The sequence below is a fragment of the Yinghuangia sp. YIM S09857 genome (assembly GCF_051388915.1).
Lineage (GTDB): Bacteria > Actinomycetota > Actinomycetes > Streptomycetales > Streptomycetaceae > Yinghuangia.
Genome location: NZ_JBPKBH010000005.1, coordinates 106766 through 133720 on the forward strand (window position 1 = coordinate 106766; position 26955 = coordinate 133720).

20 protein-coding genes are annotated in these 26955 nt (G+C 74.3%); 6 read left to right on the plus strand and 14 right to left on the minus strand.

The window, feature by feature from the left end; all coding sequences use genetic code 11:
* Positions 1-304: 304 nt before the first annotated feature.
* Positions 305-3091: a helix-turn-helix transcriptional regulator gene (locus ACRX5S_RS11975; protein ID WP_436772858.1), complete on the minus strand. Its 2787-nt coding sequence runs from the start codon at positions 3089-3091 to the stop codon at positions 305-307.
* Positions 3092-3402: 311 nt separating this feature from the next.
* Between ACRX5S_RS11975 and ACRX5S_RS11980 the strand changes: the two genes are divergently transcribed.
* Both ACRX5S_RS11980 and ACRX5S_RS11985 read left to right on the plus strand, forming a co-directional pair.
* A complete protein-coding gene (locus tag ACRX5S_RS11980; RefSeq protein WP_436772859.1) occupies positions 3403-4509 on the plus strand; it encodes a hypothetical protein in 1107 nt (368 codons plus the stop codon).
* 172 nt (positions 4510-4681) lie between these two features.
* A complete protein-coding gene (locus tag ACRX5S_RS11985) occupies positions 4682-5575 on the plus strand; it encodes a helix-turn-helix domain-containing protein (RefSeq protein WP_436772860.1) in 894 nt (297 codons plus the stop codon).
* Positions 5576-5772: 197 nt separating this feature from the next.
* Here ACRX5S_RS11985 and ACRX5S_RS11990 read toward each other — a convergent pair whose 3' ends face one another.
* The 3 genes from ACRX5S_RS11990 to ACRX5S_RS12000 are packed head-to-tail and all read right to left on the minus strand — an operon-like array spanning position 5773 to position 11934.
* Positions 5773-8079: a transglutaminaseTgpA domain-containing protein gene (locus tag ACRX5S_RS11990; RefSeq protein ID WP_436772861.1), complete on the minus strand. Its 2307-nt coding sequence runs from the start codon at positions 8077-8079 to the stop codon at positions 5773-5775.
* A 1-nt stretch (position 8080) separates the two neighbouring features.
* The gene (locus tag ACRX5S_RS11995) at positions 8081-9388 is read right to left on the minus strand and encodes a DUF58 domain-containing protein (protein ID WP_436772862.1); all 1308 of its coding nucleotides are present in this window, start codon (positions 9386-9388) and stop codon (positions 8081-8083) included.
* Positions 9385-11934, minus strand: a complete 2550-nt coding sequence (locus tag ACRX5S_RS12000; RefSeq protein ID WP_436772863.1) for a fibronectin type III domain-containing protein — start codon at positions 11932-11934, stop codon at positions 9385-9387. Before ACRX5S_RS12000 ends, ACRX5S_RS11995 begins: the two co-directional genes overlap by 4 nt.
* Positions 11935-12193: 259 nt before the next feature.
* On the opposite strand from ACRX5S_RS12000, the gene ACRX5S_RS12005 reads away from it, so the two are divergent.
* Complete coding sequence (locus ACRX5S_RS12005; RefSeq protein ID WP_436772864.1) at positions 12194-12826, plus strand: DUF6668 family protein; 633 nt, start codon at positions 12194-12196, stop codon at positions 12824-12826.
* Between the two features lie 44 nt (positions 12827-12870).
* Here ACRX5S_RS12005 and ACRX5S_RS12010 read toward each other — a convergent pair whose 3' ends face one another.
* The 3 genes from ACRX5S_RS12010 to ACRX5S_RS12020 all read right to left on the minus strand — a co-directional run bounded on the left by ACRX5S_RS12010 (position 12871) and on the right by ACRX5S_RS12020 (position 17320).
* Entirely contained in the window at positions 12871-13755 is an 885-nt protein-coding gene (locus tag ACRX5S_RS12010; protein WP_436772865.1) for a helix-turn-helix domain-containing protein, read from the minus strand.
* A 156-nt stretch (positions 13756-13911) separates the two neighbouring features.
* A complete protein-coding gene (locus ACRX5S_RS12015; protein ID WP_436772866.1) occupies positions 13912-16725 on the minus strand; it encodes a helix-turn-helix transcriptional regulator in 2814 nt (937 codons plus the stop codon).
* 319 nt (positions 16726-17044) lie between these two features.
* A complete protein-coding gene (locus ACRX5S_RS12020; protein WP_436772867.1) occupies positions 17045-17320 on the minus strand; it encodes a hypothetical protein in 276 nt (91 codons plus the stop codon).
* 3 nt (positions 17321-17323) lie between these two features.
* Here ACRX5S_RS12020 and ACRX5S_RS12025 point away from each other — a divergent pair, with 3 nt between their 5' ends.
* Positions 17324-18352, plus strand: coding sequence for an AAA family ATPase (locus tag ACRX5S_RS12025; RefSeq protein WP_436772868.1), 1029 nt, complete (start codon positions 17324-17326; stop codon positions 18350-18352).
* Positions 18353-18359: 7 nt separating this feature from the next.
* On the opposite strand, the gene ACRX5S_RS12030 is transcribed toward ACRX5S_RS12025, so the two are convergent.
* The 5 genes from ACRX5S_RS12030 to ACRX5S_RS12050 form a co-directional block, all read right to left on the minus strand.
* A complete protein-coding gene (locus tag ACRX5S_RS12030; protein ID WP_436772869.1) occupies positions 18360-19193 on the minus strand; it encodes an SDR family oxidoreductase in 834 nt (277 codons plus the stop codon).
* Positions 19194-19258: 65 nt separating this feature from the next.
* Positions 19259-20347 carry a phosphotransferase family protein gene (locus tag ACRX5S_RS12035; RefSeq protein WP_436772870.1) on the minus strand — a complete coding sequence of 363 codons (1089 nt, stop codon included), beginning with the start codon at positions 20345-20347 and terminating at the stop codon, positions 19259-19261.
* A gap of 136 nt (positions 20348-20483) precedes the next feature.
* Entirely contained in the window at positions 20484-21689 is a 1206-nt protein-coding gene (locus tag ACRX5S_RS12040) for a hypothetical protein (protein WP_436772871.1), read from the minus strand.
* 96 nt (positions 21690-21785) lie between these two features.
* Positions 21786-22424 (minus strand): LysE family translocator, encoded by a 639-nt coding sequence (locus ACRX5S_RS12045; protein ID WP_436772872.1) that lies wholly within the window; start codon positions 22422-22424, stop codon positions 21786-21788.
* A gap of 136 nt (positions 22425-22560) precedes the next feature.
* A complete protein-coding gene (locus ACRX5S_RS12050; RefSeq protein ID WP_436772873.1) occupies positions 22561-23502 on the minus strand; it encodes a L,D-transpeptidase family protein in 942 nt (313 codons plus the stop codon).
* 205 nt (positions 23503-23707) lie between these two features.
* On the opposite strand from ACRX5S_RS12050, the gene ACRX5S_RS12055 reads away from it, so the two are divergent.
* Together ACRX5S_RS12055 and ACRX5S_RS12060 are read left to right on the plus strand one after the other, a co-directional pair.
* Positions 23708-24247 carry a hypothetical protein gene (locus ACRX5S_RS12055; RefSeq protein WP_436772874.1) on the plus strand — a complete coding sequence of 180 codons (540 nt, stop codon included), beginning with the start codon at positions 23708-23710 and terminating at the stop codon, positions 24245-24247.
* A gap of 223 nt (positions 24248-24470) precedes the next feature.
* Positions 24471-25358 carry a sigma-70 family RNA polymerase sigma factor gene (locus ACRX5S_RS12060; protein ID WP_436772875.1) on the plus strand — a complete coding sequence of 296 codons (888 nt, stop codon included), beginning with the start codon at positions 24471-24473 and terminating at the stop codon, positions 25356-25358.
* 94 nt (positions 25359-25452) lie between these two features.
* Here ACRX5S_RS12060 and ACRX5S_RS12065 read toward each other — a convergent pair whose 3' ends face one another.
* Together ACRX5S_RS12065 and ACRX5S_RS12070 are read right to left on the minus strand one after the other, a co-directional pair.
* Positions 25453-25890, minus strand: coding sequence for a hypothetical protein (locus tag ACRX5S_RS12065; RefSeq protein ID WP_436772876.1), 438 nt, complete (start codon positions 25888-25890; stop codon positions 25453-25455).
* Positions 25891-25933: 43 nt separating this feature from the next.
* Positions 25934-26743 carry a pentapeptide repeat-containing protein gene (locus ACRX5S_RS12070; protein WP_436772877.1) on the minus strand — a complete coding sequence of 270 codons (810 nt, stop codon included), beginning with the start codon at positions 26741-26743 and terminating at the stop codon, positions 25934-25936.
* Positions 26744-26955: the final 212 nt, after the last annotated feature.

Consider the following 26955-nt stretch of genomic DNA (forward strand, 5'->3'; position numbering starts at 1 on the left):
GGACCCAGGAGACCGGGATCGGGCAAGGCCGGGTCCCGGTCTTGCACGTACGGGTCGACGAGACCGGGATCGGGCAAGATCGGGGCCGGGTCCCGCGTGAACGGGTCGAGTCCGCTCGGATCTTGCCGGACCGGGCCCGGCGAGACCGGGTGCGGCGGCGGAGCGGACGCGGTCGAGTCGGGCGGCTCCTGCTCGGGTGGCGGGACCGGACGTGCGCCGCCCGTACGCTTCCGGCGTCGCTCGGCCTCCCGCTTCTCCAGCGACACGGCGACCCCGAGTGGCCTCCGCGGCTCGTCGTGCGGCGTCATGTCGGCGGCACCGCCCGTAGCCGCGCGGCCAGTTCGGTGCGGTTGGCGACGCCGACCTTGGCGTACACCCGCGACAGGTGCACCTTGACCGTCGAGCGCGCGATGACCAGGCGTTCCGCGATCGCCGGGTTGAGCAGCCCGTCCGCGGCCAGCCGGGCGACGGCGGTCTCGGTCGCGGTGAGGCTCGCCCAGCCGCGGTCCGCCCGAACGCGCCGGCCGCGCGTGCGGCGGAGATAGCCCGCGACGTCGTCCAGCGTCATGCCCGCCCCCTGCGCGTACGCGGCCTCGCGCTCGGACGGTTCGAGGGCCCCGTCCACGGCCCGTCGCACCGCCGCGTACGCAGTCTGCCGGAAGGGGTCGCGTACCGCCGCGGCCGAGGCGTCCGCCGCGGCGACGAGGCAGGCGGCCTGGGCCGGGCGTCCGCGTACCACCGCGATCGCTGCCAGCAGATCCAGTGCGGCGACGGCGTTGGCCGGGAGGCGCGCGGACACGGCGACTCCGAAGGCCTCGCGGGCGCGCATCTCCGCGCTGCCCGCGTCACCCGCGGCGAGGTCCGCGTGTGCGGTCCCCAGCGTGGCGGTGGCCTCGGCGACGCGGTTGCCGAGGTCGCGGGCCAGGGTCCGGATGCCCTCGGCGTGGCGCCGGGCGGCTGCGGTGTCCCCCTCGGCGAGTGCGGCGCGCATCAGGATCTCCAGTCCGCGCCAGGCGAGCGCGGCACTGCCGCCGCGCTCGCGCTCGTACAGCCGCATGCCGGTGGCGCGGGCGGCGGCGTGGTCCCCCGCCGCAAGTTCCGCGCAGCCGCGCGCGTGCAGGAGCACGCCGACACCCCACGGGACCGGTTCGCTTTCGCAGCGCGCGAGCTCGTCGGCGACGAGTGCCGACGCGCGCTCCGGATCGCCTTCGTCGACGGCGATGAGCGCGAGGACCTGGACCGCTCCGTTGTGGCAGAACGTCCGTACGTCGCAGCCGCCTTGGCCCGGTTCGGTACCGCCTGTCAGCTCCAGCACACGTTCGGCCGCGGCCTTCGCCCGGGCGGTGTCGTTCCGCGCCCGGGCCTCGTGGGCCTGGCACCACAGGGTCAGCGCCTCGATGTAGTCGAAGCCGAAGATGTAGGCCAGGCTGGCGCTTTCGTCGGCGGCCTCGCGCATGGCCGCGTAGTCCTCCTGCCACATCAGACTCAGCGTCAGGTTGACCAACGCGTCGCCGAGGACCACGGGGTCGTACGACCGCCGGGCCAGCTCCACGGCCTCCCGCATCACCGACTGCGCCTCGCGCGCGCACGTGGCGGCCAGGCTGCTCCCGAGCCGGACCAGTGCGTGGGCGCGCGCCCGGGTGTCGCCGGTACGGGCGGCCGAGTCCACCGCGGCGACCGCGTACGCGTGCGATTCGGTGACGTTGCCGAGCCAGAAGAGCAGCGCCGACTGGTTGGCCAGCACGACGGCGCGCGCCGGGTGCGGCGTGTCAGGTGCGGCCTCCAGCGCGCGGGCGGACGCCTCCGCGGCGATCGTGAGTCGGCCGGTGACGCGCCAGTAGAACCCGAGGGCGGCGGCGAGGCGCAGCGCGTCCTCCGGGTGGTGCGCGCAGGCGTGTTCGAGCGCGGCATGGAAGTTGGCCGACGCGTCCTCCAGTTCCTCACGGCCTTGGAAGTCCAGGACCCACTGCGCGGCGTCGGCGCGTTCGGCCAATTGCACGTAGTAGCGCAGATGGCGGTCGGCCGACGGTACCCCCGCCACCGGGTGCACGGCGGGATCGTAGGCGGAGTACACCTGTTCGCGGGCGTAGTCCCGGATCGGCAGCAGCATGCGGAAGCGCTCGCCGAGCGGCGTCTCGCGGCGGACGACGAGCGACTTCGCGACGAGCGCCCGCAGATGGCCCGGCACCGACTCCGGCGGCAGGCCGTCGTCCGCGCACACCGCGATCGCGGCCTCCTCGGACCATTGGCCGCGGAACTGCGCCAGGCGCCGGAACAGCACGCGTTCGGGGATCGACAGCAGTGAGTAGCTCCAGTCGAGCGACGTGCTCATGGTGCGGTGGCGCGCGTCGCCGCTGCGGCGGGCCGCGGAGAGCATGTGCAGGTTGAGTCCGTCCGCGATCTCGTGGACGGTGAGCATGCGCACGCGGGCGGCCGCCAGTTCGACGGCGAGCGGGATACCGTCCACCGCGTGCACGATGCGGCGGATGTCGCGGACGGCGGACGGCGAGACGTCCAGCGTGCGGCGGACCAGACGCGCGCGGTCGATGAACAGCCGTACGGCCTGGTTGTCGCGTCCGCCGACGCCCTCCCCTTCGCCGCCCACCGCAAGCGGCTCGACGTGCCGCACGAACTCGCCGCGCACGCGCAGCGGTTCGCGTGCGGTCGCGATGATCCGGACGTGCGGGCAGTTCTCCAGCAGCGCTTCGGCCACCCGCCGCGCCTCGGCCGCCACGTGCTCGCAGTTGTCGAGCACCACCAAGACGTCGCGCTCACCGAGTAGTTGGGTCACCGATCCGGGACGAAGGACGCTGGACTCGGCACCGTCGGTGACGGCGCGCAGGAGCGCGTCGTCGAGGCGGCCCTGCGAGCAGACGGGGGCGAGGTCGACGAGGACGACGTCCAGGCCGCGGTCGGCGCGCAGCCGGGCGACACGCGTGGCCAGCCGCGTCTTGCCGATGCCGCCCGGGCCGACGAGGGTGAGCAGCCGTACCCCGCGCCCGAACAGCCGGGTGATGTCGGCCAGTTCCCGACGCCGTCCGACGAAGCTGGTCGCGGTGTCCCGGTGCCGCAGCACCCGGTCCCCGTTCACGTCGGCTCCGCCCCGGCCCGGTCGAGTGTGCGCCGCGGTACCGCTGTCCGTGTCGAAGTGGCCACAAGAGTCCCCGCATCCCCGTTGCGTCGATCCCCCATCGGAATCGTAACGCCAATCTTCCCCCGGGAATTCTGGAAAAAGGCGCCATCATTCCGGGCTCTCCCGGACGGATAGCCGGGCCGTTTGCCCGAGGCGAATATCGGCGCGTATTTACACGTCCGGCGGGTGTCCGGCGCACATCATGGATTCCACGCCGTACCAGGCGTGTTCGCGATACGGCCCGAAGGGCCGGCGGGTTGGGGTGGCGAATGCACGAGCGCGAGTCCGAGTACCACATGCCGGAATGGCTGTTGGGCCGCGACGAGATGGTCGAGGCCTGTGCGGCCCGCGACATCGGCGCCGTCTTCCGGCTCGCGCGGCGGCACACCGGCTGCTACAACAGCAGGCTCGCGCGGTTGTGCGGGCTGACACCGAGCCGGGTGGGCGAGTACATCTCCGGACGGTCCCATGCGCAACAGCAGCAGGTCATCGAGCGGGTCGCGGACGGGCTCGGTATCCCCGGGCGCATGCTCGGCCTGGCGCCGCGCCCCTGGGAGGCCGCGGGCTCGCCTTACGCGCCGGCTCCCCGCGGACCGCGCACCGCCGGTGAGACGGGCGTGCGGCTGCCGGACACGGGCGGCCACGCGGGCGATCCGCCCGCCCACGACACGGCCCTCGCGGACGCGTTCGACGTCGGTTTCGGGGAGACCGCCGAGAAGGTCGTGGAGCTGAGCACCGAAGTCGGCCTGGACATCGCGGTCGGCGGCCACGCGCGCGTCCTGTACCGGCACGTGTTGCTCAACCTCGGCGAGCGGCCCATGGCCAGGTTTGCCCGACAGCTCTGGTTCGAGCAGACGTCCGGACGCATTTCCCTGGTCCCGGTGCCCCCGCACGCGGCCGGAACGGTGCCCACGCACTCGGTGACGATCCGGCGGGTCCACGAGACGGAGACCTTCCTGAAGTTCGCCTGCCTGATCACGCCGCCGCTCGCACCCCGGGAATCCCTCGTCGTGCAATACCTGTGCACAGGCGGGTTGTTCGTTGACGAGCATTATTGGCGGCAGGACATCGTCCGGCCCACCAAGCAACTCCAGTTGACCGTGCGTCAACTTGGGGTCGCCAAACTGCGCGGTTGCGACCTTTTGGAGGAGCAGGCGGACGGGCGCGAGGCGCCGTCGTCCTCGGGGGTGGCCTGGACGCACCGCGAGGACGGCACCGTGCTGATCACCTGCTGCCGGTCCGACCTGCACGCACCGCGCGCGCTGACCCTCCGCTGGGACGTGGAGACCACCCGGCAGCAGGCGACCTCGGATCGGCTCGTCCGACCCGTTCGCGGGTCGGACGGAGTGCCCATCGGGACTGCGAACCACCGCTAGACGGCCGGAACTTGCCCGCGTGGGTGCCCGGGTCGGGCAAGTCATGGGTAACAGCCTCGGCCTCCCGGCACCGGCCGCCGCACGCCGAGACTGACCGGCGGCGGGGCCCGCGCATCCGGGCGGACGGCCCGCGCCGCCCGTGCGGGCCCGCCCTTTGCGAAGGACCGCCGCGATGCCCTCCCCCCGTACGCACGACCGCGACTGGACCGCGACCAGCGAACGGGCGGTGATCGGCGTCGAAGGTGCGGGGGTGCGGTGGGCTCGGGGGCAGTCCCCGGCGGAGGATCCGTGGCTGGGCGTATGGACGTACGCCGCATGGGACTTCGCCCCGGCCGACCGCCGCCGGACCGTCGTCCTGGGCTATCCGGTACCCCATCTCGTGGTGTTCCGGGGGCAGATCACGGTCTGCGGGGTGTCGACGCTGCGGCACACGAACGAACTCCGGGGCACCGGAAGCGTTCTGGCCGTCGAGCTGCGGCCGGGAGCAATGGCCGCACTGTTCGGCGAGCGGGACGCGGCGGCACTCGTCGACCGCACCGTCCCGGTGGCGCACTGGACCGGCGACCGCGACGCCGCCGACCTCTCCGACCGCCTGACCGGGCAGACCGTCCCCGCGGACATGGCCGCCCTGCTCGCCGGGCGGCTCGCCGAGTACCGCCGCGAGCGCGAACCGGTGTGGGCACGCGACGTCCTGGAGGCGGTGCTCGTCCCGGGCCGCTACCGCCAGGTGCGCGAGGCCGCGAACCGGAACGACCTGTCCATCCGGTCGCTGCAACGGCTGTTCCACACCTACGTGGGTACCGGGCCGAAGGCGGCGATGCGCAGGTGCCGCATCCTGGCCGCCGCCGCGGCCCTGGTCCGCGCGCCGGACCCGTGGACCCGGGTGGCGTCCCAGTTCGGGTACTTCGACCAGCCGCACTTCATCAACGACTTCAGCCGCGGTCTGGGCATCACGCCCGCCGCGTTCGCGGCGGAGTGCCGCCGGGCGCGGTCGGCGGGCGACGCGGAACTACGCCGAGCGCGGCCGCGCGGTCGGCCGCCCGGCCCGCGGCGTGAAGCGGGCTGAGGCTTCCGGCGTCGGTGCGGCCCTCGGCGCGACGTCGGTACGTTCTTCAGCGCCGTGTCGGTGCGGCCCTCGGCGCGACGTCGGTGCGGCGTCGGTAAGGCCCTCGGCGCCGCGTCGGTGCGGCCACTGACGGGGCTCTGGTGTGGCTTTCGGTGCGCCTCTCGGTACGGCTGTACGAGCGGCTGTCAGTGCGGCCTTCAGTGGTCGCCGCGCCGGCGGTCCGCCGCGGCGGTGCGGAGCACGGCGTACGTCCGCCTCACCGCCGCGAAACGCAGCCGCCCCAGCACGTCCGCGGCACGGGCCCGCCTGCTCACCGCCAGCACCGGGGCCAGGCCGCCGCGGACCGTCTCGGCGTGGCGCGCGCAGGTGGCCACGAGGTGCGGGGACGCGTTCCGGCCGCCGAAGGAGACCGCGTCCACGATGCCCGCGAGGTCCAGGGCCGCGGCGCCGGCCCGCTCGCCGAGGCGCTGGGCCGTGAGCCCCGCCACGTCGGTCGACGTCGCGCTGCGCGGCACGGCCGGTCCGACGCGGCCGAGGTCGTCCAGCACCTGGTCCCAGGATCCGCGGATGCGCCCGCGCGGCGAGCCGCGGGCGCGGCCCCGTCGGACGAGCGCCGGACCGGCCAGGCCGAGCGAGACGTAGCAGCCGACCAGCAAGGCGGCTCCGGTGGCCGCCGCCAACACCGCGGTACTGCCGAACCCTTCGTCTTCCCGCCGGGAAGCCGGGGCGGCGGCCGGGTGCTGCTCGTCCGCGATCGCCCGGTCCAACTCCTCGCGTCCAGGAGTGTGTTCCGCGGGCGGAGACTGCGCGGCGGGAGCCGTCGCCGGGACGGGAGCGGGCATCGGCACCTCCTCGGTCGGCGGAGCCACCGCAGAGGTGGTCGTGCCGACGCCGGGCGTCGGAAAGAACGGGACCCAGCCGACCCCCTCGAACTGCACCTCCGCCCAGAGGAGTACGTGTCCGCCGCGCACGGGCGTGGTCGCCCGCGTCTCGGCCTCCGGCACGCGGAAGCCGACCACGACGCGGCTCGGCAGGGCAAGTGTTCGCGCCAACAGCGCGAACGCGGTGGCGAATTGCTCGGGGGTGCCCTGTTTGCTCGTGCCGAGGAAGTATTGGATGTGCCGGTACGAGTGGCCCGGGATCGCCTGCGGGTCCAGCACCGCACGCCCGCGCAGCCATGCGGCGAGCAACACTGCCTGCTGGTACGGGAATCCGGCACCCTTCGTGGCTTCCTGGGCGTACCCCCGCAGTTCGTCGACGACCGGTATCGGGGCACCGGCGGCATCTCGGTCGGGCAGATGCAGCGCAGCCGCTGAGTCACCGGCCGCCGCGTACTCCACGGTCCGCGGATCGTGCGCGACCGGTCGACTGGTCACCTGGTAGCGCATGCCGGGGTGCAGGGGCGTGGCGCCGGCCAGAACGCCGGTGTCCGGGTCGACCGCGACGGCCTCGCCCGCGGCCGCCTGGACACGCAGCGGCCGGTCCGCGGCCGGGAGGAACACGCCCGCGAGTTCGCCGACGACGATGTCCTGGCGCAGCGTGGGGCCGAGCGTGCCGCCGGTCGAATTCGCGGGCACCGCTTGGGGGATGCGTCCTCCCGTTGCCTGGAAGGTGTCGGACGGCAGCCATGACACGCCGTCGAACTCCTGCATCGCGGCGAGCCGGAAGAGGGTGCCTCCGGGGGCGGGCGGCGGCCCCGTGACGGTGAACAGCGGCGTTTCCGGTTGTTGCAGCCATGCGGAGACGTACGCGAGCGGGTTGGTCCCGCGCAGGGTCACCGGCTTCGGGGCGTCGACGTGTGCGCGGGGGTCGAAGGCGTGGCGGTCCGCGCCCGGCAGCAGCGGGGCCACCGCGGACGCGGGGGCGGCGAGGGCCAGCGCCAGCAGCGCCGCCGCGGCGGTCCGGCCTCGGCCGCGTACCGCCCCGCGCAGCGCCGGGACCAGGACGGCGGCCGCGCCGAACGCGGCGACCAAGGGCAGCGACGCGCCCGGGGCCCCGGTGCCCAGCAGGACCGCCCCCACGAAGAGCACGGTCGCGGGCAGCAGCGGAAGCACGGGGTTCCGCGTGCGCAGCACGAGTTCGGCGCCGAAGGCGGCGGCCGTCCACACGGCCGCGGGCACCAGGACCAGCCCCTCGCTCCCTTCGGGGACCGGGGCGACCGTGGTCAGGGCCTCGGACGGTGCGTCCGCGAGCCGCTGGAAGAGCGCGGCCGCGGCCGCTGGTGTGGGCCAGATGCCGCCGCCGAGGTGATCGCGGGCGTACCCGACGCATCCGGCGGCGACCGCGACGAGGAGGCCGACCGCCGCGGCGACGGGTGCGGGGGCGCGCAGGCCCCGGTGCAACGCCGCGGCGAGGACCACGGGCGCTGTCGACGCCACGAGCGCGGGCACGAGCACGGCCGACAGTCCGTAGACGCGGTGGAAGGCCAAGCCGACGGCGAACGCGAGCAAGGCGACCGGGACCAACGCGGCCGTGTCCCGCCGGACTTCGGTGTCGGGCGACATCTCAGCCCCGTGCCGTGCCGTGGCGGCGGGCGGAACGCCAGATCCCCGCGACGTCGGCCGCCGTCTCGACGGTGACGAGCCGTACGGGCTCGCGGACCGCACCGGTTGCCAACGCCACGGTAGGCGACCGACCGATTTCGGACGCGGCGTCAGAGGCTCGTGCAGGTGGTGCGGTTGGCCTGGCCACGGGGGCAACGGTGCTCCAGTCCCGGGTCCCCACCCCGTCAGAAGCGCCAACCCGTACCACCACAACGTGTTCGTGGTCGCGTGCGGCGGCCGCCAGGCGCCTGCCCGCACCGGGGTCCGCGTACCCGGTCACCAGCGCCACCACCCCCTGGCCCGACTCCCGGCGCAGCTCGCCGACCGGGTCGGCCGCGTCGTCGCGGGTCGGGCGAACGTCGGTCAGGAACGCCAGCAGCGCGGCCGGGTCGACGCCGCGTCCCGAGGCACCGCCCAGTCCGGCGCCGCCGTCTCCGGTACGCACGCGCAGCGGGAAGTTGTGCACGGCCGCCGCACTCCCCAGCGAAGCCGCGACGTCGACGGCCAACTCGAAGTCGGCGTCCTGGGCTGGCCCTTGGTAGGCGGCGATCCGGCAGTCGAGCAGCACGGTCGTGACCGGCAGGCTCACGTCCGCCATCTGCCGCACCATCAACCGGCCGGTTCGGGCGGTGGCACGCCAGTGCACGCGCCGCAGGTCGTCTCCCTGCACGTAGTCGCGGAGCGCGTGGAAGGTGGTGGTTCCGGTCTCCGCGCTGTCGGACGTCGGGCCTTCGAGGTGGTGTTCGCGTCCTGAGGGCGGGAGTTCGGTCCGGGTGACGCGGGGCTGGACGAGCAGGGTGGCCGCCGCGCCGATGGGGATGGTGCGCCGGGCGAGGCCGAACAGGTCGCCGCGGACCAGGTGCAGGGGGCCGACGGGGATGCGGCCGCGGCGGGTGGTGGGCAGGGAGTAGCGCGCGGTGGCGGTCGCGCCGGGGGCGAGGACCGGGAGGCGTACCGACACCGTGGCCCCGTCGCAGCGGTCCTCGACGACCAGGCCGCGGCAGGGACGCCGTCCCCGGTTGGTCACGCCGACCACACCCCCGGCCGGGTCGCCGCGGGTGACGCGGGCGGGGTTGAGGCGGCGTTCGGCGGTGAGGTGCGGTGCGGACGACGCGTCCGCGAGCGCGACGCCGACCAGGGCGAGGCCGATCATCCCGAGCGCCGCGGGCTCCGGGTGTCCGGCCGCCCAGCCGCCGCCGAACAGCAGTACGGAGGCGGCGAGGACGGACCAGCCGGCGGGTGTCGGGCGCGGCCCGGCGGCACGGGTCATTCGCACTGCCAGAGTTCGGGCGAGAACGTGGCCTGGTCGGAGTTCGGCGTGCGGATGTAGAGGTCCGTGGTCCACCCGCTGTGGCCGTTCCAGGTGACCTTGTCCCAGACGCTGCTGCGCAGGTTGGTCCCGTCGCGCGGCACGGACTCGCCGGTCGTCTGGCAGTGCACGGTGATGGGCCCGGTGTAGCCGGACGGGATCTGCGCGACCGACCGGGTGCCCGCGACCCCGGGGCCGCTGCGGATGCCGACGGTGACCCCGTCGTTCGCGTTGGGGCCGACGTTGTAGACGTGGCTCGGCGGTGTCAGGTTGGCCACCGCGGTCGCGGCCGGACCGGTGCCCACCTCGTTCGCCGCGGTCACGGTGATGTTGTACGACGTCCCGTTGGCAAGTCCGGTGGCCGTGGCGGTGGTTGCGGTCGCGTTGGTACCGCCGGACGCGCCGCCGGAGGCCGCCGACCAGGCGACCCGGTAGGTGACCTTGGACCCGCCGGCATTGGCGGGTGCCTTCCAGGTGACGGTGAACCCGTGGCCGTTGCGTGGCACTTCGGCCTTCACGGAGGTGGGCGCGGAGACCAGAACACAGGGCCGAACCGGGGTGGACGCCGCGGACTCCAGCTTGGTGGCGCCGAATTCGGCGACGACCTTGAAGCCGTACTCGCGCGCGCAGCTCAAGCCGGTGATCACGAACTGGAACGGACCGCCCGGGCCGACCGTGGCCGGCGCGGCCTTGGCCCCGGCCGGGAGACCGGCCACCGCGTACCGGTCCGGTCGGGCGCCCGGCGACGCGGCGAACACGAGGGTGATGCGGCCGGGTCCGGACTCCGCCTTGGGGGTGCCCGGCGGCTGCGGCCGGGGTGCCGGAGGCGTCGAGGGCGGAGTGGTCGGCGGTGTGGTCGGCGGAGGGGTCGACGGAGGGGTCGACGGAGGGGTCGACGCGGGGGGCGTCGTGACGGGCGGTCGCGTGGTGCCCGGTGCGGGCGGCGGCGACGTACGCGGCGGGGTGAAGGTCCGCGTCGGCGGCACCGGTACGCCGGTCGTCGGCGGCACCGCCGGACGCGTGGTCGGCGCGGGAGGCGCAGGCGGCGCGGGAGGCCGAACGGGCGGCGGCTGTACGGGCGGTGGCTGGACCGGCGGCGGAGCGGGAGGCGCGGTCGTCGGCGCGGGCGCCACCGGGGTCTCGGTCACCCACTTGGTCACGGTGACGGCAGGTGCAGGCGGAGTCGGCGGAACCGGGTTCTCCGGCGCCGTGCCGGTGGGCTGCGACGCGGGCGGCCCTGTTGTCGGGTCGGTACCCGGCCCCGAGGTCGACTCCCCGCTCGGCCCGGTGGTCGGCGCGTTCGTCCGGCTCGCGGTCGGACTGGCGGTCGGCGACGGCGTCTTCTCCGCCTCCGACGGCGCGCCCGGCTTGTACTTGTCGACCGGATGCACGGTGCCCCGCGCGTCCACGACCACCGCGGTGGCCTGCGTCTGGTCGTTGGCCCACAGCAGGCCGTCGCGTACGTCGATCTCCAGCGGCCCGGGGCTCCCGGTGACGCGCACAGCGGGCGCGAAAGCGGCCGCGGCCGTGTCGTACACGATGAGCTGCCCAGCGGTGCGGTCCGGCACGTACACGCGGGTGCCCAGCACCTCGGGCGCCCCGTAGTCGCTCTGGCCGGACGTGGTCAGCGGGGCCGCCTGGACCGCGCCGTCGTCGATGTTCAGCAGCACCAACTGCCCCGAGGACGTGGCCAGGACGGGCAGCAGCGGCCCTTCGGTGCGCTCCGGGATCCGCACGGACTCGGGCGCGGCCTTGGCCACCGCGTCCGGCAGGTTGATGGTGCGCAGCGGCCCCTGCGGACCCATCACCTTGACCACGCCGGCCGTAGCGTCCGTCACGACAGGCCGGTTGTCCGAGATGGTCAGCCGCAGCGTGTGCCCGGGTTCGGCGACCGGCAGCGGCGCGGTCGGCACGGTGCCCTCGATGCGCACGAGTTGGCCGGTCGCCGGAAGCGTCACCCAGAGATTGCCGGACGCGTCCGCCCCCGACGGGCCGAGCGGGCGGGAACCCAGGTCGACGGCGCCCGACAACGGCGCGAGCGACACCGGGTCGATCGGCTGGACGGTGCCCGCGAGCGGGTCGATCAGCCACGCGCGGCCGCCGCCGACCGCGAGGGCCAGGCCCCCGGTGCCGTACGAGCGGGTCTGCGGCACCGCGAGTTGGGCCGGGTCGATGCGGCTGACGGTGCCCGTCGCCTGGTCCAGGACGAGGACCACCGAGCCGTCCGTACCCACTTCGATGGGTCCTCCGCCCGATCCGGGCAGTTCCACGCGTCCGTCGACCTGGCCGGTGGTCCCGTTGACGTGGACCACGGTGTTCGCCCGCGAACTGGACAGCCAGTTCCCGAGATCGGCCAGCGAGACCTTCGCCCCGGCGGCTCCGCTGCCCAGCACCACGGACGTCGCCACCAGCGCGAGCACGAGGGTCAGCGCCGCCCAGCCCGCCGCACGTCGCGGCAGGCGGGGCACGAGGCGGCCGGCGGATGACTGCACGGACTGGGGATTCATCGGTGTACTCCGGATCTCCGGCGCCCGCGGGGACGTTCGCCGGGTATTACTGTGCGCATCCGACGCGGGGCAAGGCATGCAAAAACACGCCGAATGCGCCGGTGGCAGGGGGGTTTCGGAGCAGTCGTTGGATATACGCGCCACATTCCGGAGAAGTGAACGCGGCCCGTTCTGCGGGCGGTTCGGCGGGCCTAATCTGAATGCGCGTCAATAGGGTTGCCGCGAATACGCACAGGCGCGGCGGCCGGGAAGGAATCCGATGAGCTCCGGCAGGCCACCGAATCCGTGGCTTCCCCGCCCGACGCCGGTCGCCGGACCGGCCGGGGAGCCGGATCCGCCCGCGGACGCCGCCGCCCGGCCACGGCCCGCGGCGGTGCGACCGCAGGCGGGGCTGGCCGCCGAACCGGCCTCCGCAGGGCCCGGGTTCCGGTCGCTGCCTGTGGACGCGCCCAACCCGCCCTGGTGGTGGGTGGGTTGCCACGGCGGGGCCGGGGTCTCGACGTTGGTCGCGGCGGTGCCGGGCGGGCGGGACGCCGAACGCGCCTGGCCGCTGCCGCCGGACCGGCGTACGAACCGGGTGGTCCTGGTGGCGCGCACCAACTCCGACGGCCTGCACGCGGCCCAGGACGCGGCCCGGCAGTGGGCGGCCGGGCGGGTGCCCGGCGTCACCGTCCTGGGGCTGGCGGCGGTCGCGGACGCGCCGGGACGCCTGCCGCGGCCGCTCGCCGCGCTGTTGCACCTGGTCGGCGGCGGCGTGCCGAGGCTGTGGGTCGTCCCGTGGATCGACGCCCTGCGGCTGGGTCGGCCGCTGCCGGCCGCGATGCCGAAGGGGCTGCGCACATTGGAGGCCGAACTGGGCCTGCTGCGCGTCGAGTTGTCCGGTGGATCATGACCTCCCCGATCCGCCCGGCCCCGGCACGGAGCGCGCAACCGGTGTCAGGCCGCGCGTTTCGGTCCACTCTCCGCGCTCGGGCCGCACTCGGGCAGCGGCGCCGCCCGGCGGGCGAACGCGTAGGGGGTCACGCCCAACGTCTCGGCGAAGTCCCGGGCGAAGTGCGAGTCGTCGAAGTACCCGAATTCACCCGCCAGTTCGCTCCACTTGTCGGGCGCGATGCGCTCCAGCCGGGCGGCGGCGTGGTGGATGCGGGAACGCCGCAGCAACCACTTGGGGTTGACGCCGACCTGGTGCAGGAACAGGCGCTGCACCGTTCGGATCGACAAGTGGAATCCGTCGGTCAGATGCCGGACGCGGGTGATCGTGCCGTCCTCGCGGATGCGGTCGATGATCGCGCCGATGCGTTCGCGGTCGCGGCTCTCGGCACACACCCGATGGCCGCGCAGGTGCCGCTCGAACGCGGCGCGGAAGGCCGGGAGCCCGTCGCGGACCGCGGTCCACAGGTCGCTGTCCAGGCGGTGCGCCCGCAGGCCCCATTCGGTCTGCGCGAGCAGGCTGACGCGGTCGGTGTGGTCGGCCGCGCCACCGCCGATGAGCTGGACGGCTGCGCCGGGCCGCAGCGCGGCGCCGTAGAAGGCCCCGCTCCCGGTCACCGGCATCGTATGACGGTTGCGCAGAATGCCGTGGAAGATCAGGCGGTTGCCGTGCAGGACGACGTTCGCCTCGGGGAAGCGCAGAGCCACCGCGGTGGCGTCCCGCGCACCCGGGCGCACGGCCCAGCGGGCGACCCAGAATCTGTCCACGACGTGGGCGAACTGCGGGCTGGGGCGCAGCGCGGCAGCGGTGACGTCGACGCCCGACGCGCCGAGGACGCCGAGGGCGGGGTCCGTCCACCACTGCATGTCGGACGGGAGTGAGCGGCGCATGGGAGTCTCCCAAGTGCTGGACAAGTGCCGGGGAGTCGGTCGACGCGGGCGGCTCGCACCAGGGGGTACCGCGTTACGTTCTCTCGGCCGGCGGGGGGATGCGTTGTCCACTCTGCGTCGCCCGCGGCGCGGAAACCTGACCCAGGTGGCGTATTCCTACGGCCGGTGCTCGGAGAGCCCGAGCGCGGCCAGTTCGGTGCGGTTTCCGACGCCGAGCTTCGCGAAGACGTGCGCGAGATGGCTCTTGACCGTGCCGCGCGCGATGAACAACTCGGCGGCGATGTCCGCGTTGGTGAAGCCGCGGGCGGCCAGCCGGGCGACGTTGAGCTGCATGGGCGTGAGGCTTTCCGGGCCGATCACCGGCCGCCCCCTGCTGCCGCGTCCCCGGGCGGCGAACTCGGCGAGCTGCCGCAGGGTGACCGCGCCCGGCTCGACCGCTTGCATGCGCGGATCCGGGGCGGTCGTCCAGGCCTCCGCGAACTGGGCGTCCCACCAGGTCTTTTCCTCGGGGAACCGGACCAGCCCCCGCTCCACGCGGGCGGCGCGCACGCCGGAGAAGAGCCGCACCGCGCGGTCGTGCCGCCCGCGCCGGGCCGCGAGGACGGCGAGGGTTTCGAGGACGTCCATGGTGTCCACCCACCAACCGTTGTCCACCCCGGCGGTCAGGGCCGTGTGGGCGTACGCCTCCGCTCCCGCCAAGTCCCCGCGCAGCAGCGCGGCGCGGGCCAGGCCCCGTTCGGCCACGGCCTGTGCCCGGCGGTTGCCGAGGCGTTCGGCCAGACCGGAGACGAGTCCCGCGTGTTCGGCCGCGGCCGCGGCGTCGCCCTCCGCCAGCGCGGCGAGCATCCGCAACTCCTGGGCATGCCAGGCGAGATAGCCTGCCCCCTCGCGCTCGCGGCGGAAGAGCGCGGCGGCGACGTCGTGTGCGGTGTCCGGGTTGCCGAGGGCCAGTTCGGCCGCGGCCAGGGCGAGTTGCAAAACGCCGCTGCCCCAGCGCACGGCGTTCCCCTGCGAGCGCGCGAGTTCGGCGAGCACCGCCTGCCTGGCGCGCTGTGCCTCCCCGGTCATGATGTCGACCACCGCGCGGCCCTCGACGGCGGCGTTGCCGAGCAGCACGTCGGAGCCGTCCGCCAACGCCAGTCCCTGGTCGGCGAGTTCCCGCGCGGTCTCCAGGTCGCCGGCGAGCCGGGCCCCGTGGGAACGGCCCCAGATCGCCCAGAACCGGCCCGCGTCGAAGCCGCTGCGCCGGAACACCGGCTCGGCCAGGTCGGCGACCTCGGCCATGCCCGGGTAATCGTCCTGCCACACGAAACTGGTCGAAAGCGAGCTGTACGCGTCGGCCAGCGCGACCATGTCACCGGCCTCGCGCGCGACGGCGACCGCGCGTTCGAGCAGCGGCTGCCCGGCGGACGGCCGCATCATCATGGTCGCCGTGCCGATCCGGTTGAGCGCGTGGGCGTGCGCCCGTTGGTCGCCGACGCGTTCGGCCATGGCGACGGCCGACGTGGCGTCGTCCATGGCGTGTTCCAGGTCGCCGCGCCAGAAGACCAGCATGGCGCGCATGGCCAGGACCCGGGCGCGGGACCAGTGGTCGGCGTCCGGCGCGGTCTCCAGCACCCGGCCGAGCACGCGCACGCCCTCCGCGTAGCGGCCCTTGACCCGCCAGTACGAGCCGAGCGCGGCCCCGAACCGCAGCGCGTCCCGGTGGCCCGCGCGCACGGCGTGTTCGAGGGCGGCGCGCAGGTTGGGTGCCTCCTGGTCCAGGCGGGCCTGGCCGTCCGGGTCGAACGCCCACATCTCCTCGTCGGCTCGCTCGGCGACCGCGAGGAACCACGAGCGGTGCCGCGCGGCGGCGTCGTCCGGGCCGTACGCGCGCTCGTGGGCGGCCTGGTGCTCCGCGGCGTACTGCCGGATCGGCGACAGCATGCGGTAGCGCGTCTCCCGGGCGTGCTGCGCCACGTCGACGAGGGACTTGTCGATCAGCGCCATCAGGTGGTCGCGCAGCGCGTCGGGCGGCATCGCGCCGTCGGCGCAGACGTGCTCCGCCGCGGGCAGGGTCCAGCCGCCCTCGAAGACGGACAGCCGCCGGAACAGCGCGGCTTCCTCGGCGGTCAGCAGCGCGTGACTCCAGTCCAACGAGCGGCGCATGGTGCTGTTCCGGGCGTCGCCTCCGGCCCCTGGACCGCCGGAAATCAGCGCGAGGACGCTCCGGCCCAGGTCGGCGGCGATCCGGCACGGCGAGGTGACGCGGCCGCGGGCCGCGGCGAGTTCGATCGCGAGGGGGATGCCGTCGAGTTCGTGCACGATGTGCTCGACGGCGTCGCGCGACGCGTCGGGGCAGTCGGCGCCGACGCTGTCCCCCGAGCGGTCGAGGAACAGGCGCGCGGCGTCCGAGGGCGGCGCCCCCGGATCGGCCACCGTCTCCAGGCGCGTCGGCAGCGGGGGCACCTGCCAGACCGCCTCCCCCTGCACACCCAGCGGCTCGCGGCTGGTGGCCAGCACCCGCAGCTCGGGGCAACCTTCCAAGAGCGATTCGACAACGTGCCCGGCCGCCTCCGTCAGGTGCTCGCAGTTGTCGAGGATCAGCAGGCCGGGCTGGTCGCCGACGTGGTCGATCACCGCGTTGATCGGCGGACGCCCGGCATGCGCGCCGATCGCCGCGGCGTCGAGGACGGCGGCCGGAACGAGGTGCGGCTCGGTCACGTTGGCGAGCGGCGCGAACACCGGCCCGAACACCTCGTCGGCCACGGGCAGCGGACGCGCCCAGGGCGCCTCCGGTGACTGCCAGCGGGACGCAGCGCGCACCGCGAGCCGGGTCTTGCCGATACCGCCGGGCCCGACCAGCGTCACCAGCCGCCGGGGCCCGCGCAGCGCCGCCCCCAGCGCCGAGAGCTCCGCCTCGCGTCCGATGAACGCGGTGGTCGGCTCCGGAAGCCCGGCGACCCCGAGCACCGTCGTGTTCTCCGCCATAGGTTCGTCCCACCACCCAAGGGCACGCCGCGGCGCAGCCGCACCCATGCTCGAACCGCACCCCGCGGCCCCGGGCCGATGCCCGCCGCGGTGTACGACACCGGTCGGCCTTGGAGGACGACCGCATCCCCGCCCCGGTTCGGGGGCTCGCCCATTTCGAGGGACTTCCCCCAGTTCAACCGCCCCCGGCAACCCCAGCCGCGGGCAAGGCACTCAACCACACCCCGACGACACGGAGCCGGGGAAACAGGAGTGTGGGATACGGGATTCGAGACGAAAGGCAACGGACCCCGAGCACCCGATGAGCCGCCCCCATGCCTCAAACGAGCCACGCGACCGGAGCGATCACCTGGCGGCGCAGCGCGTGCGCAACGCCGCGCGACGAGTCGGCGCGCAGGCAGGCCACGCGGCGCGGGCAACCGGCGGGCTGCGGGTCAGCGGCCTCTCCCGCTGCGCCCACACTCATCCCCGCGCGGCGCAAACCGAATGGGACACCCGACAGCGCGAGGAGGCGGCCGCCGTGGAGGCGGCCTTGCCCCCCCAACAAGGTGCCGTGTTTTTCCGCGACTTCGCCCGCCGCCCGGGCGACGATCACAGGGTGAGTCAATCGTCGTCCGCGTCCGGTTCCGCCAACTCCGCGCTCCCCTTGTTCCAGGAGTGCTTTCAGGCGCTCGGGGACAACATCGAGCGCGTCGTCAAAGGCAAGCGCGAGGTTGTCGATCTGGCGCTTGTCGCGCTGTTCGCCGAAGGGCACCTGCTGCTCGAGGACGTGCCCGGGACCGGCAAGACGACGCTGGCCCGGGCGCTCGCCGCGTCGCTCGGCGCGGATTGCCGGCGCATCCAGTTCACACCCGACCTGCTCCCCTCGGACATCACCGGCGTGTCCGTATTCCGGCCGCAGTCCGGGGACTTCGTGTTCATGCCCGGGCCGGTGCTGACGAACATCGTCGTGGCGGACGAGATCAACCGGGCGTCCCCGAAGACGCAGTCCGCGCTGCTGGAGGTGATGGAGGAGGGCCGGGTCACGGTCGACGGGACGGCGCACGGCGTACCGAGGCCGTTCATCGTCGTGGCGACGCAGAACCCCGTCGACATGGCCGGCACCTATCCGCTCCCCGAGGCGCAACTGGACCGCTTCCTCATGCGCCTGTCGCTCGGCTACCCCGACCACACCTCCGAAGTCGACGTTGCCTGCGGCGACTCTGGTCCGCCGGCCGTCGACCGGCTGCCGGTGATCGCCACGGCGCACCACGTCGCGGAGTTCACCGGTTTCGTGCGCACGGCCGTGGCCGTCGCCCGGCCGGTCGGCGACTACGCGGTACGCCTCGCCGCGGCGACCCGCCGGTCGCCGCACGTGCGGCTCGGTGCCGGGCCACGCGGCAGCGTCGCGCTGGTCCGAGCCGCACGGGTTCGGGCCGCCGCCGCCGGCCGGGCGTACGCGGTTCCCGACGACGTCAAGGCGCTGGCCGCCCCGGTGCTCACGCACCGCCTCCTGCTCACCCCGGACGCCGAACTGGCCGGGATGGGCGCGGCGGACGTCGTGGCCGACGCCCTCGCCGCCGTGGACGCGCCGCGGCCGCTGCACGAGGAGCGCGAAGCGGCGCGGCGTGCCCCCGTGAAGCGCTGACGCTCGGTCAGGTGGCGGCGGGCAGCGGCAGGACGTCGAAGTCGTGCATGCACACCGGGGCCGTCAGGGCGTTGAGGATTCCGGCGGCGCACTCGTCGACGGTCATCCAGCCGGGGCCGTTGTCGTAGAGGTAGCCGCGGTTCTCCCAGACGCCGGTCAGCTCGCCGAGCAGGTCCCGGTCCCACTGCGCGTGTACGCCGGTGCCCAGCACCGGTCCGACTCCCGCGGAGGCGAAGCACACGCCCGCGTGCTCGGCGCGCCACGCGCGGACCATCTCCTCCAACGCGGCCTTGCTCGCGTCGTACGGCCCCATCCCCGGCAGCGGGCGCCCGACCGCGGACGCCGACAGGAACACCGCACGGCCCCGGGACGCCTCCAGGTGCGGCAGCACGGCACGGCACACGAGCGAGGCGCCGACGACGTTCGTGGCGAGGACGCGTCCCCACAACTCCGCGTCGGCGTCGGCCATCCGCACGAGCGGGTCGACGCCGGTCGCGTAGACCATCGCGTCCAGGCCGCCGAGTTCATCGGCGATGCGCGCGGCGAGCGCGGCGATGGAGGTCTCGTCGAGTACGTCGCAGGTGACCGGAAGCGCGTCGGGTCCCGCCTCGTCGGCGGCCTCGGCCAGCAACTCCGCGCGGCGGGCCGCGAGTACGACCCGCGCCCCGGCCTGCGCCGCGTGCCGGGCGACGGCTCGTCCGATGCCGGACGACGCGCCGACCACGAGGACCCGGCGGCCGTGCAGCGGCGCTGCGCGGTGGTCCGGACTTCCTTCGGCGGCGGTGGACTCGGCTGTGCCGGACGCGGCCGTGCCGCGGGCCGATTCCTCGGATTGCCCCATGATGCTTCCCATCCTCCGTGTGCGTACGGCCGGTTGCCGCGCGTCGGCCGGGCCGACGCGACCGACTACCGTTTCGCGTCGAGCAGTTGGGCCAGGCAGACGGATGCCGGGTTGTCCCGCCAGATGGTGCGGCCCGGCGGCATGAGGCCGCGGTCCTCGGCGCGGTTCATCGCCCGTACGACGATGACCGTGTACCGCATCGCGGCCAGCACCTCCCAGACGTGCGTGTCGCCGATGTCGCGTCCGGCGTGTGCGGCGTACGCGGCCCGCTGCTCCTCGCGCGTCGGCTCGCCCGGCAGCCGGGGGACGCCGATCGCCTCGTGCGACGCGCGGTCGAACATCAGCCACCAGCCGAGGTCGAGTTCGGGCGCGGCGATCGCGGCCGCCTCGAAGTCGGTGACGCAGACGCACCGGAAGTCGCGCCAGATCATGTTGCCGGGACGCGCGTCGCCCCAAGAGAACGCGTCGGGCGCGCAGGCGACGGACGCGGCCGGGAGCCGTTCGCGCAGCCAGGCCCGCGCCCGGTCGAGGACGGGGTGTTCGCGGCCCCGCAGTTCCTTGTCCGCGCATTCCTCCCAGATGTGGAACTGCGTTATCGGGGAGGGGGTTTCGGCCTTCGTCACCAGCCATTCGAGTCCGGCCGCGCGCCAGTCGAGTGCGTGCAGCGCGGCCAGCACGCGCAGGCCGTCGCCGACCATCGCGGCACGCTGCTCCGGGGCCGCGTCGTGGAAGAATCCCTCGACCGGGTACGGCGGGTTCTCCACCGGCACCTGCCCGGCGACGTACTCCATGAGGAAGAACGGCGTGCCGAGCGGCCTCGGGTCGGCGTCGTAGCCGAGCAGGTCGGCGAGGGGAATGTCGGCGCCGCTACCGCGCAGCGCGGACATGACGCGGTACTGGAACTCGATCTCGACGTCGAAACCGGGCACCTGCTGCGGGTACATCGCCGGGTCAGGGCTCTCGCGGCGCAGTACGAGCGGATGCGCACTGCGCACGCCCGCCTCGGTCCACGTCGCGGTGCAGAAGACCGTGTCGGCGGAGAACCCGCTCCCGCTGGGCCGCCGCACGTCGGAGACCACGACGTCGCCGACGCTCGGCCGCGCTGCGGCGAACCAGTCGGCCAGGGCCTCGGCAAGGACCGAGTCGTCGGACACCGTCACCATTGACTCCCGGGGATGCGCTTGTTCGGAGCACGCGGCCCTGGCAGGGCCGGTGCAGGGGCACATCGTGATCCCGATAGTGGATGAAGTCAAGCATGTTGGCGCCGGTCGGCGGGCCCGGGGGCGCGGCCTACTCCAGGACCGGCGCCGACACCGCGTGCGGGCCGAGCGGTGCGGCGCCCGGGGCGCACCAGCGTTCGGCGGCTGCGATGCGGGGCATGTCCGGGGCCAGGGCGCGGGCGTTGGCCAGCGCCTTCGCGGCATGCACGGGACGGTCGCGGACCGTCTCCACGAGGGCGATCGTGCACTCCAGATGGGCCGCCGCGTGGGGGCCCACGACCGTGCTCCGGGCGCGGACCGCGGCCCGGTGGGCGCGCTTGGCGTCGCCGCAGGCGAGCCAGTAGAGGGCCAGGGCGTCCGAATACGGGTCCGCGAGAACCCAGGAGAGGCCCTCGGCCATCGGCTCGACGAGTTCCGACGGGGCCACGGACGAGCGCGGCCCGAGCGCCTCCTGCGCGTACCAGCGGGCCCGGACGAGGTCCTGGCCGAGTGCCGCGCGGGCGATGGAGCCCTCGATCTGGCCGGGCCCGTGCTCCGTGGCGATGGCGGCGGCTTCGGCGTACCGCCCCTCTGCGAGGGCCAGCTCGCACCGGAGTGCCACCGTGTAGGGGCGCGACGTCGCGGACTCCGCGAGCACAGCGCGCAGTTCAGCCAGGTCCCCGACCAACACCGCACGCGTCGCCCGGCCTTCGGTGGCGTCATAGGTGACTTGTTCGACCGCGTGCCGGTCGGCCGTCGGGAGCCTGAAGAGCATCCAGCCGGGCGCGGGCGCCACACCCGTGAACACCACGTACAGCAGCACGAGGCCGATGATCATGCCGAAACCCAGGGCGGTGCCGATGCCTTCGGGCAGCGACCGCCACAACACCCAGGCAAGCCCCAGTTGCAGGACGACCGGGACCGCGTAGCCGAGCCACATCCGCCACTGGGCGGTGCCCGCGTCCGCCACCGAGACGACGCCCCAACTCCCGGGCGACGAACGACGGATCCGGGTGGCGCCGGCGACCGGGGCCCGGGCGGACAGGAAGCGGCCCGCACCCAGCACGATGCCGCACGGCCGGACACCGAAGAGCGGTGCCCCGAGGAGCATCCAGAGAGGCCACGTCCCGAACAGCAGGAGTGCGGCTCCGGCGATCATCAACGGCAATCCGAGGGCGCCGATCGACTCGGCCCGGACGGCCAGGACCACCAGCCCCACGAAGGCCGGGAGGCCCCAGCCGGCCAGCACACGTCTGTTGCGCCGCAGGCGCACGTCGACAGCAGAAGTTCTCGGCACCGGCGGATCATCGCAGGGCGGCGCCATCCGACGACAGGGGTCCCGCGGGAAGGGCACGGGCGGCTCGCAATCTGGCCGCCCCGTTTCGCGGCCCGGTCAGTCCTTGCGGCCGGTGGCCGCGACCGTCACGCCGAGGCCGATCATCGTCAGGCCACCGGCTCCACCGACCATGGCCAGGCGCTGCGGCGAACCGGCGAACCAGCCGCGCGCGGTTGCCGCGGCCAGGCCCCAGATGCTGTCGAAGACGACGGCTATGGCGTTGAACACCAGTCCCAGCACCAGCATTTGTGCGATCACGTGGCCCTGCCCGCGGTCCACGAACTGCGGGAGCACTGCGGCGAAGAACACGATCGTCTTGGGGTTGGCCACGCCGACGGCGAAGCCCTCCCCCAGGGTGCGCAGCGTCCCCTGTTCCGGCCTCTCACCCGCCAGCGCCGCGTGCAGCGACCCGCGCTGCCGTATCGCCTTGACGCCCAGGTGGATGAGGTACGCGGCCCCGGCCAGCTTCAGCACCGTGAAGACCAGCACCGAGCGCTCCACCACCGAGCCGACGCCCAGCGCGACCGCCACCACCAGCACGTACGCGCCGAGCGTATTGCCGACGACCGTCGTCAGCGCGGCCCGCCGCCCCTGCGCCAGGGCCCGCCCGACGACGAAGAGCACGCTCGGCCCGGGGATGATGATGAGCAGGAACGACATGACGGCGAAGGCGAACAGCCGATCAGGGGACACCATGCCGCCATGGCTACCACACCGTGCCCGAACCCGGACATCGCTTTTCTCCCGGGGCTTCTCCGGGGTCTTCTTCCGGCTCTTCTTCCGGCTCTTCTTCCGGGTCCTCTCCCGGACATCCCGGGATTCCCGCTCGGACTCACCCGATGGCGATACGCGGCTTCTGCGCCGGATCCAGCCAGCGCAGCGTCGCGGCCAGGAAATCCTGCGGCACCGAGACGCACCCGGCGGTCGCCCCGGAGCCGTTCACGTGCAGGAAGATCCCGGCGCCCCGATAGGGCACCGCCGGCGAGCGGTTGAAGTCGATCACGACCGAGTAGCGGTACGCCGGGTCGTGCGCCGCCAGCCGCTCCGACCCGTCGGTGTGACTCTCCGGCAGCGTCCGGTCGAAGCCGCCCTGCGACCCGAGCCGCATCTGGTTGTAGTAGGCCGAGTTGTTGTCCTGCACCCACCAGTGGTCGGCGCCGACACGGGTGTACGGCATGGCGGTCCCGGGGTCCGCGTTGATGCCGAACGCCTCGGTGAGGGTGTACGTCCCGCCCGGCGTCGTACTCGTGTTCTGCTTCCGCGAGGACCCGGCAACCACCCCGTTCGCCCCGATCCGGGCGTTCTCGGTGACCGTCAGCCGGGTCCAACTCCCGTCCGTCTGCCGCTGCCAGGTGGACACGGTGGCGTACGAGCCGCGGGCCGCCACGGTGATCAACTGCCGGGCGTCGCCCAGTTGCACGGGCACCGGGAACCGCGGCGGCGCGGGCTTGGCCGCGGTGGTCGCGGGCGCGGGCGGACGCGTGGTCGCCACGGGCGGCTTGCCCGGTCCGGCGCTCGTCGGCGGCGCCGAGGCGGTGGGAGTCGTCGCCCCGGAGGCCGTCGGCGTCACGCTCGCGGGCGGCGTCGTGGCGGGGGTCGTCTCCGGGACCGGTGCCTGGGCCGACGTCGCGGGCGCGGCCACCGGTGCCGCCGCGGGAGGCGGCGTACTCGCACCGGAGTCCCCGCGACCGCCGCCGTCGCCGCACCCCGCCACCGCCGTCTGCGCTATCGCGGCCGCCACCAGCCACACCGCAAGCCGCCGTGCTCGTCCCACGGGCCCCCCTGTTCGGTCGTTTCCGGCCACCCGCGCGCCACGCTATCCCGCGCGGACGGCTGCGGCGGCGGTCCTGGGACATCGGTTCCCGCCGTGCGACGATGACCCGGTCGGTTCGACGTCGGCCCGCGGCGACGGGCGGTGACGCGGCGCAGCCGTGCCGCCGCGCGGTGTGTCCGCGGCCTCGCTGGGAGGACGGTGGCCCGTGTTCTACGCCTTCGGTTTCGAACGGCTCGGCGTGATCGTGAGCGACCTCTACTTCGTCGACCCCGAGCCCGAGGAGGGGCAGGAGGGCGCGGAGCGGGGCGTACGCCTGGAGTTGCGCCTGCTCGGCAGCGGCGACCTGCACGGATCCATCTACTCGGCCCGCCCGATCAACGTCGAACGCCCGCTGTGGCGCGCCGACCTCCTGGAGTCCGTCGCCGGGCCGATGGGCAGCTTCGACCGGACGCACCACCACCCGCGCTTCGACGGCTGGGAGCCCGGGAACCGGGTGTTCGTCGAGGACCTGTCCGCGGACCCGCTCGGCTGGGTGGCCAAGCGCCTCGCCGACCCCGACGGGCTGCTCGCCGAGGCGGGTGTGGCACCGGACGAGGTCACCCCGGCCGACACCGCCGAGCTGCGCGCGGCCGTCCCGCAGATCGTGGACGCGGTCCGCACGCTGCTCGACCGCATCCATGCCGGTGAGCTGGCCCGCGCGCCGGGTCCCGAGCCGGTCACCAACGCGCGCATCAGCTGGCTGTGACCGGCGCTCCGCCGCCGCGCGGTCGCCCGCGTCCGGAGGCCGACGCGGCAGGCGCACACCCCGTCAGGCCCGCGCCGCACAGCGCGACGCGACCCGCACCGGCACGCCTGTCACATCCCCGCCACCCCATACGTCAGTGCTCCGAGAGACCGCGCAGGACGGACCGCACACGACGCGATCCGCACAGACGCGGACGGCACGGATGGCGGAGGAGATGGGACGCATGGACGACAAGGAGTTCCTGGCCGCGCGCTTCGAGGAGAACCGCCCGCACCTGCGGGCGGTGGCCTACCGCATGCTCGGCTCGCTGGCCGAGGCCGAGGACGCGGTGCAGGAGGCGTGGATCAAGCTGTCCCGGTCGAACGCCGACGACGTGGCCAACCTCGCGGGCTGGCTGACCACGGTCGTCGGGCGCGTCTGCCTCGACATGCTCCGCTCGCGCACGTACCGCCGGGAGAGCCCGCTGGAGAGCACACGCGTCCCCGACCCGATCGTGACCAGCGCCGACGGCGACCCGGAGTTCGAGTCGGTGCAGGCGGACTCCGTCGGCCTCGCGCTGCTCGTGGTGCTGGAGACGCTGCCGCCCGCCGAGCGGCTGGCGTTCGTGCTGCACGACATGTTCGCGGTGCCGTTCGACGACATCGCCCCCATCGTCGGCCGCACGCCCACCGCCGCACGGCAGTTGGCGAGCCGCGCCCGGCGGCGCGTCCGCGGCCTGACGCCCGAGCCGGAGGCCGACCGGGCCAAACAGCGGGCGGTGGTCGAGGCGTTCCTGTCCGCCTCCCGCGAGGGCGACTTCGAGGAGCTGCTGCGCGTCCTCGACCCGGACGTCGTCCTGCGCGCGGACGTCGGCGCCGGCACGATCGGCGTCTCCCAGGTGGTGCGCGGCGCCCGCGAGGTGGCCGGACAGGCGCTCAGGTTCCGGGAGTTCGCGAACTCGGGACGGCTCGTCTCGGTCAACGGCGGCATCGGCGTCCTCAACGCCCCCGAGGGCCGGCCGCTTTCGGTGGCGGGCTTCACCATCGCGAACGGCCGCATCATCGAGTTGGACATCCTCGCCGACCCGGAGCGGCTGGCGCGCTTGGACTTCGAGTTCCTGGAGGACAACTGACCGAAAGGCCCAGCGCGGCCGATCGACCGAGCAACCACCGCCTACGCAAGGCCAGTTCGGGGGACGGCGGACCACAACCGTCCCCCGGGCCCGGTCATCCCGTCAGCGCCCTCGTCCACAGCAGCACGAACAGCCCCAGTGCCGCGGCTCCCAGGAGCAGGACGAAGGCCGTGCCCACATGCCCGCGGCGCCGGACCGGGCCGGTGACGCGGTCCGGGTCCTCGGGGTCGTACACGACTTCGACGCGCGTGCCCGAGCCGCGCGCGGTGGCCCGGACGGCGGTGATCGACCGGGCCTCCCACACGCCGCCGTCCGCCAACGGGAAGCGGTAGACCGGAACTTCGGATCCCCGGTAGCGCCCCCGGCGAAGGGCCGGCAGGTGCTCGTACCGCATCACGTCGCCCATCACGCGCACCCCGCGCCGCCGCAGGATGAGGGCGTCGCGGATCGGCAGCAGGCCGTCGCGCACCACGCCGACGCCCAGCACAGCGAGCACGAGGCCGAGCGCCGCCATCACGAGGGCACGCACCATCGCGGCATTCTGGCCGCCGGACGGCCCGGCGCGGTAGACCCTGTCAGCGCGCCCAATGCGCGGGCCTGTCGACGCGGTCCGGGAGCCGGGTACGCGCGTCCCCGCGCGCCGCGGCGACCTGCGGCTGCGTCAGGAACACCGCCCCCGTCAGGTCGGCCCCCGACACGTCGGCGTCGCGGAAGTCGGCGCCCAGGACGTCCGCCAGCCGCAGATCCGCACCACGCAGGTCGGCGCCGATGAGGTACGCACCGCGCAGGCTCGCCCCCCGCAGGTCCGCACCGCGCAGCCGCGCCCCCATCAGGTCTGCCCCGCGATGGTCGCGCCGCTTCCCGCCGACGCCCGCGCGCACGAGTTCGCTTGTGCGGGCCAGGAGTTCGCCGACCGGACCGCGGTGCGACGCGACGTCGAGGCGGGCGAGTTCGCCCGGCCCGAGGAGCGTGAGGCGCTCGATCTCGTCGCGGGCGCGCCGCAGTTCGGGATGCAGCGTGCGGGCGGCGGGCAGGACGGCCGCTTCGCCCAGGTACCACAGGAGTTCGTGCAACTGCCGCATGACCGGGAAGACCTCGAACATCGGCCGGGCGACGTCCGGTGCCCCGCGCCACGACCGGCCCGCGAAGGTGACCTGGGAGACCTTCTGGCCCGCCCCGAAGCAGTCGAACACCGTGCAGCCGGAGTACCCCTCGCGCCGCAGACCCGCGTGCACGCCGCAGGTGTCGTCGGGACGCAGGTTCCGGCACGGCGTGCCGCCCGCCTTGTCTGCGGCGAAGTCCGCCGACTTCGCGAAGGGCAGCGCGACGCAGCACAGCGCGAAGCAGTTCGCGCAGTCCCCGCGCAGATCGACGGGGGCGTTCACGGGCGGCGTAGCGGCGGGCACGGGGGCGGAGCTGTCCTGACGTGGGGGCGCGGTGCGGAGTCCGTACGGCGCGCGTCGTGCGGAGGTGGTGCGGAGGCGGTGCGGATCATGGGGGTCGTGCAAAGAGGGGGCGTACGGGAAAAACCGTACACCCCCTCCCGCGCACCTCAGACCCTCACGACCTCAGGTGCGGTCCCCGCCGGCGGCCGGAG

Bases quoted from the DNA above. Each gene is read 5' to 3' on its own strand.
- ACRX5S_RS11980 (WP_436772859.1), top strand. From the start codon at position 3,403: ATGCACGAGCGCGAGTCCGAGTACCACATGCCGGAATGGCTGTTGGGC.
- ACRX5S_RS11985 (WP_436772860.1), top strand. From the start codon at position 4,682: ATGCCCTCCCCCCGTACGCACGACCGCGACTGGACCGCGACCAGCGAA.
- ACRX5S_RS11990 (WP_436772861.1), bottom strand. From the start codon at position 8,079: ATGTCGCCCGACACCGAAGTCCGGCGGGACACGGCCGCGTTGGTCCCG.
- ACRX5S_RS11995 (WP_436772862.1), bottom strand. From the start codon at position 9,388: ATGACCCGTGCCGCCGGGCCGCGCCCGACACCCGCCGGCTGGTCCGTC.
- ACRX5S_RS12000 (WP_436772863.1), bottom strand. From the start codon at position 11,934: ATGAATCCCCAGTCCGTGCAGTCATCCGCCGGCCGCCTCGTGCCCCGC.
- ACRX5S_RS12005 (WP_436772864.1), top strand. From the start codon at position 12,194: ATGAGCTCCGGCAGGCCACCGAATCCGTGGCTTCCCCGCCCGACGCCG.
- ACRX5S_RS12010 (WP_436772865.1), bottom strand. From the start codon at position 13,755: ATGCGCCGCTCACTCCCGTCCGACATGCAGTGGTGGACGGACCCCGCC.
- ACRX5S_RS12015 (WP_436772866.1), bottom strand. From the start codon at position 16,725: ATGGCGGAGAACACGACGGTGCTCGGGGTCGCCGGGCTTCCGGAGCCG.
- ACRX5S_RS12030 (WP_436772869.1), bottom strand. From the start codon at position 19,193: ATGGGGCAATCCGAGGAATCGGCCCGCGGCACGGCCGCGTCCGGCACA.
- ACRX5S_RS12045 (WP_436772872.1), bottom strand. From the start codon at position 22,424: ATGGTGTCCCCTGATCGGCTGTTCGCCTTCGCCGTCATGTCGTTCCTG.
- ACRX5S_RS12060 (WP_436772875.1), top strand. From the start codon at position 24,471: ATGGACGACAAGGAGTTCCTGGCCGCGCGCTTCGAGGAGAACCGCCCG.
- ACRX5S_RS12065 (WP_436772876.1), bottom strand. From the start codon at position 25,890: ATGGTGCGTGCCCTCGTGATGGCGGCGCTCGGCCTCGTGCTCGCTGTG.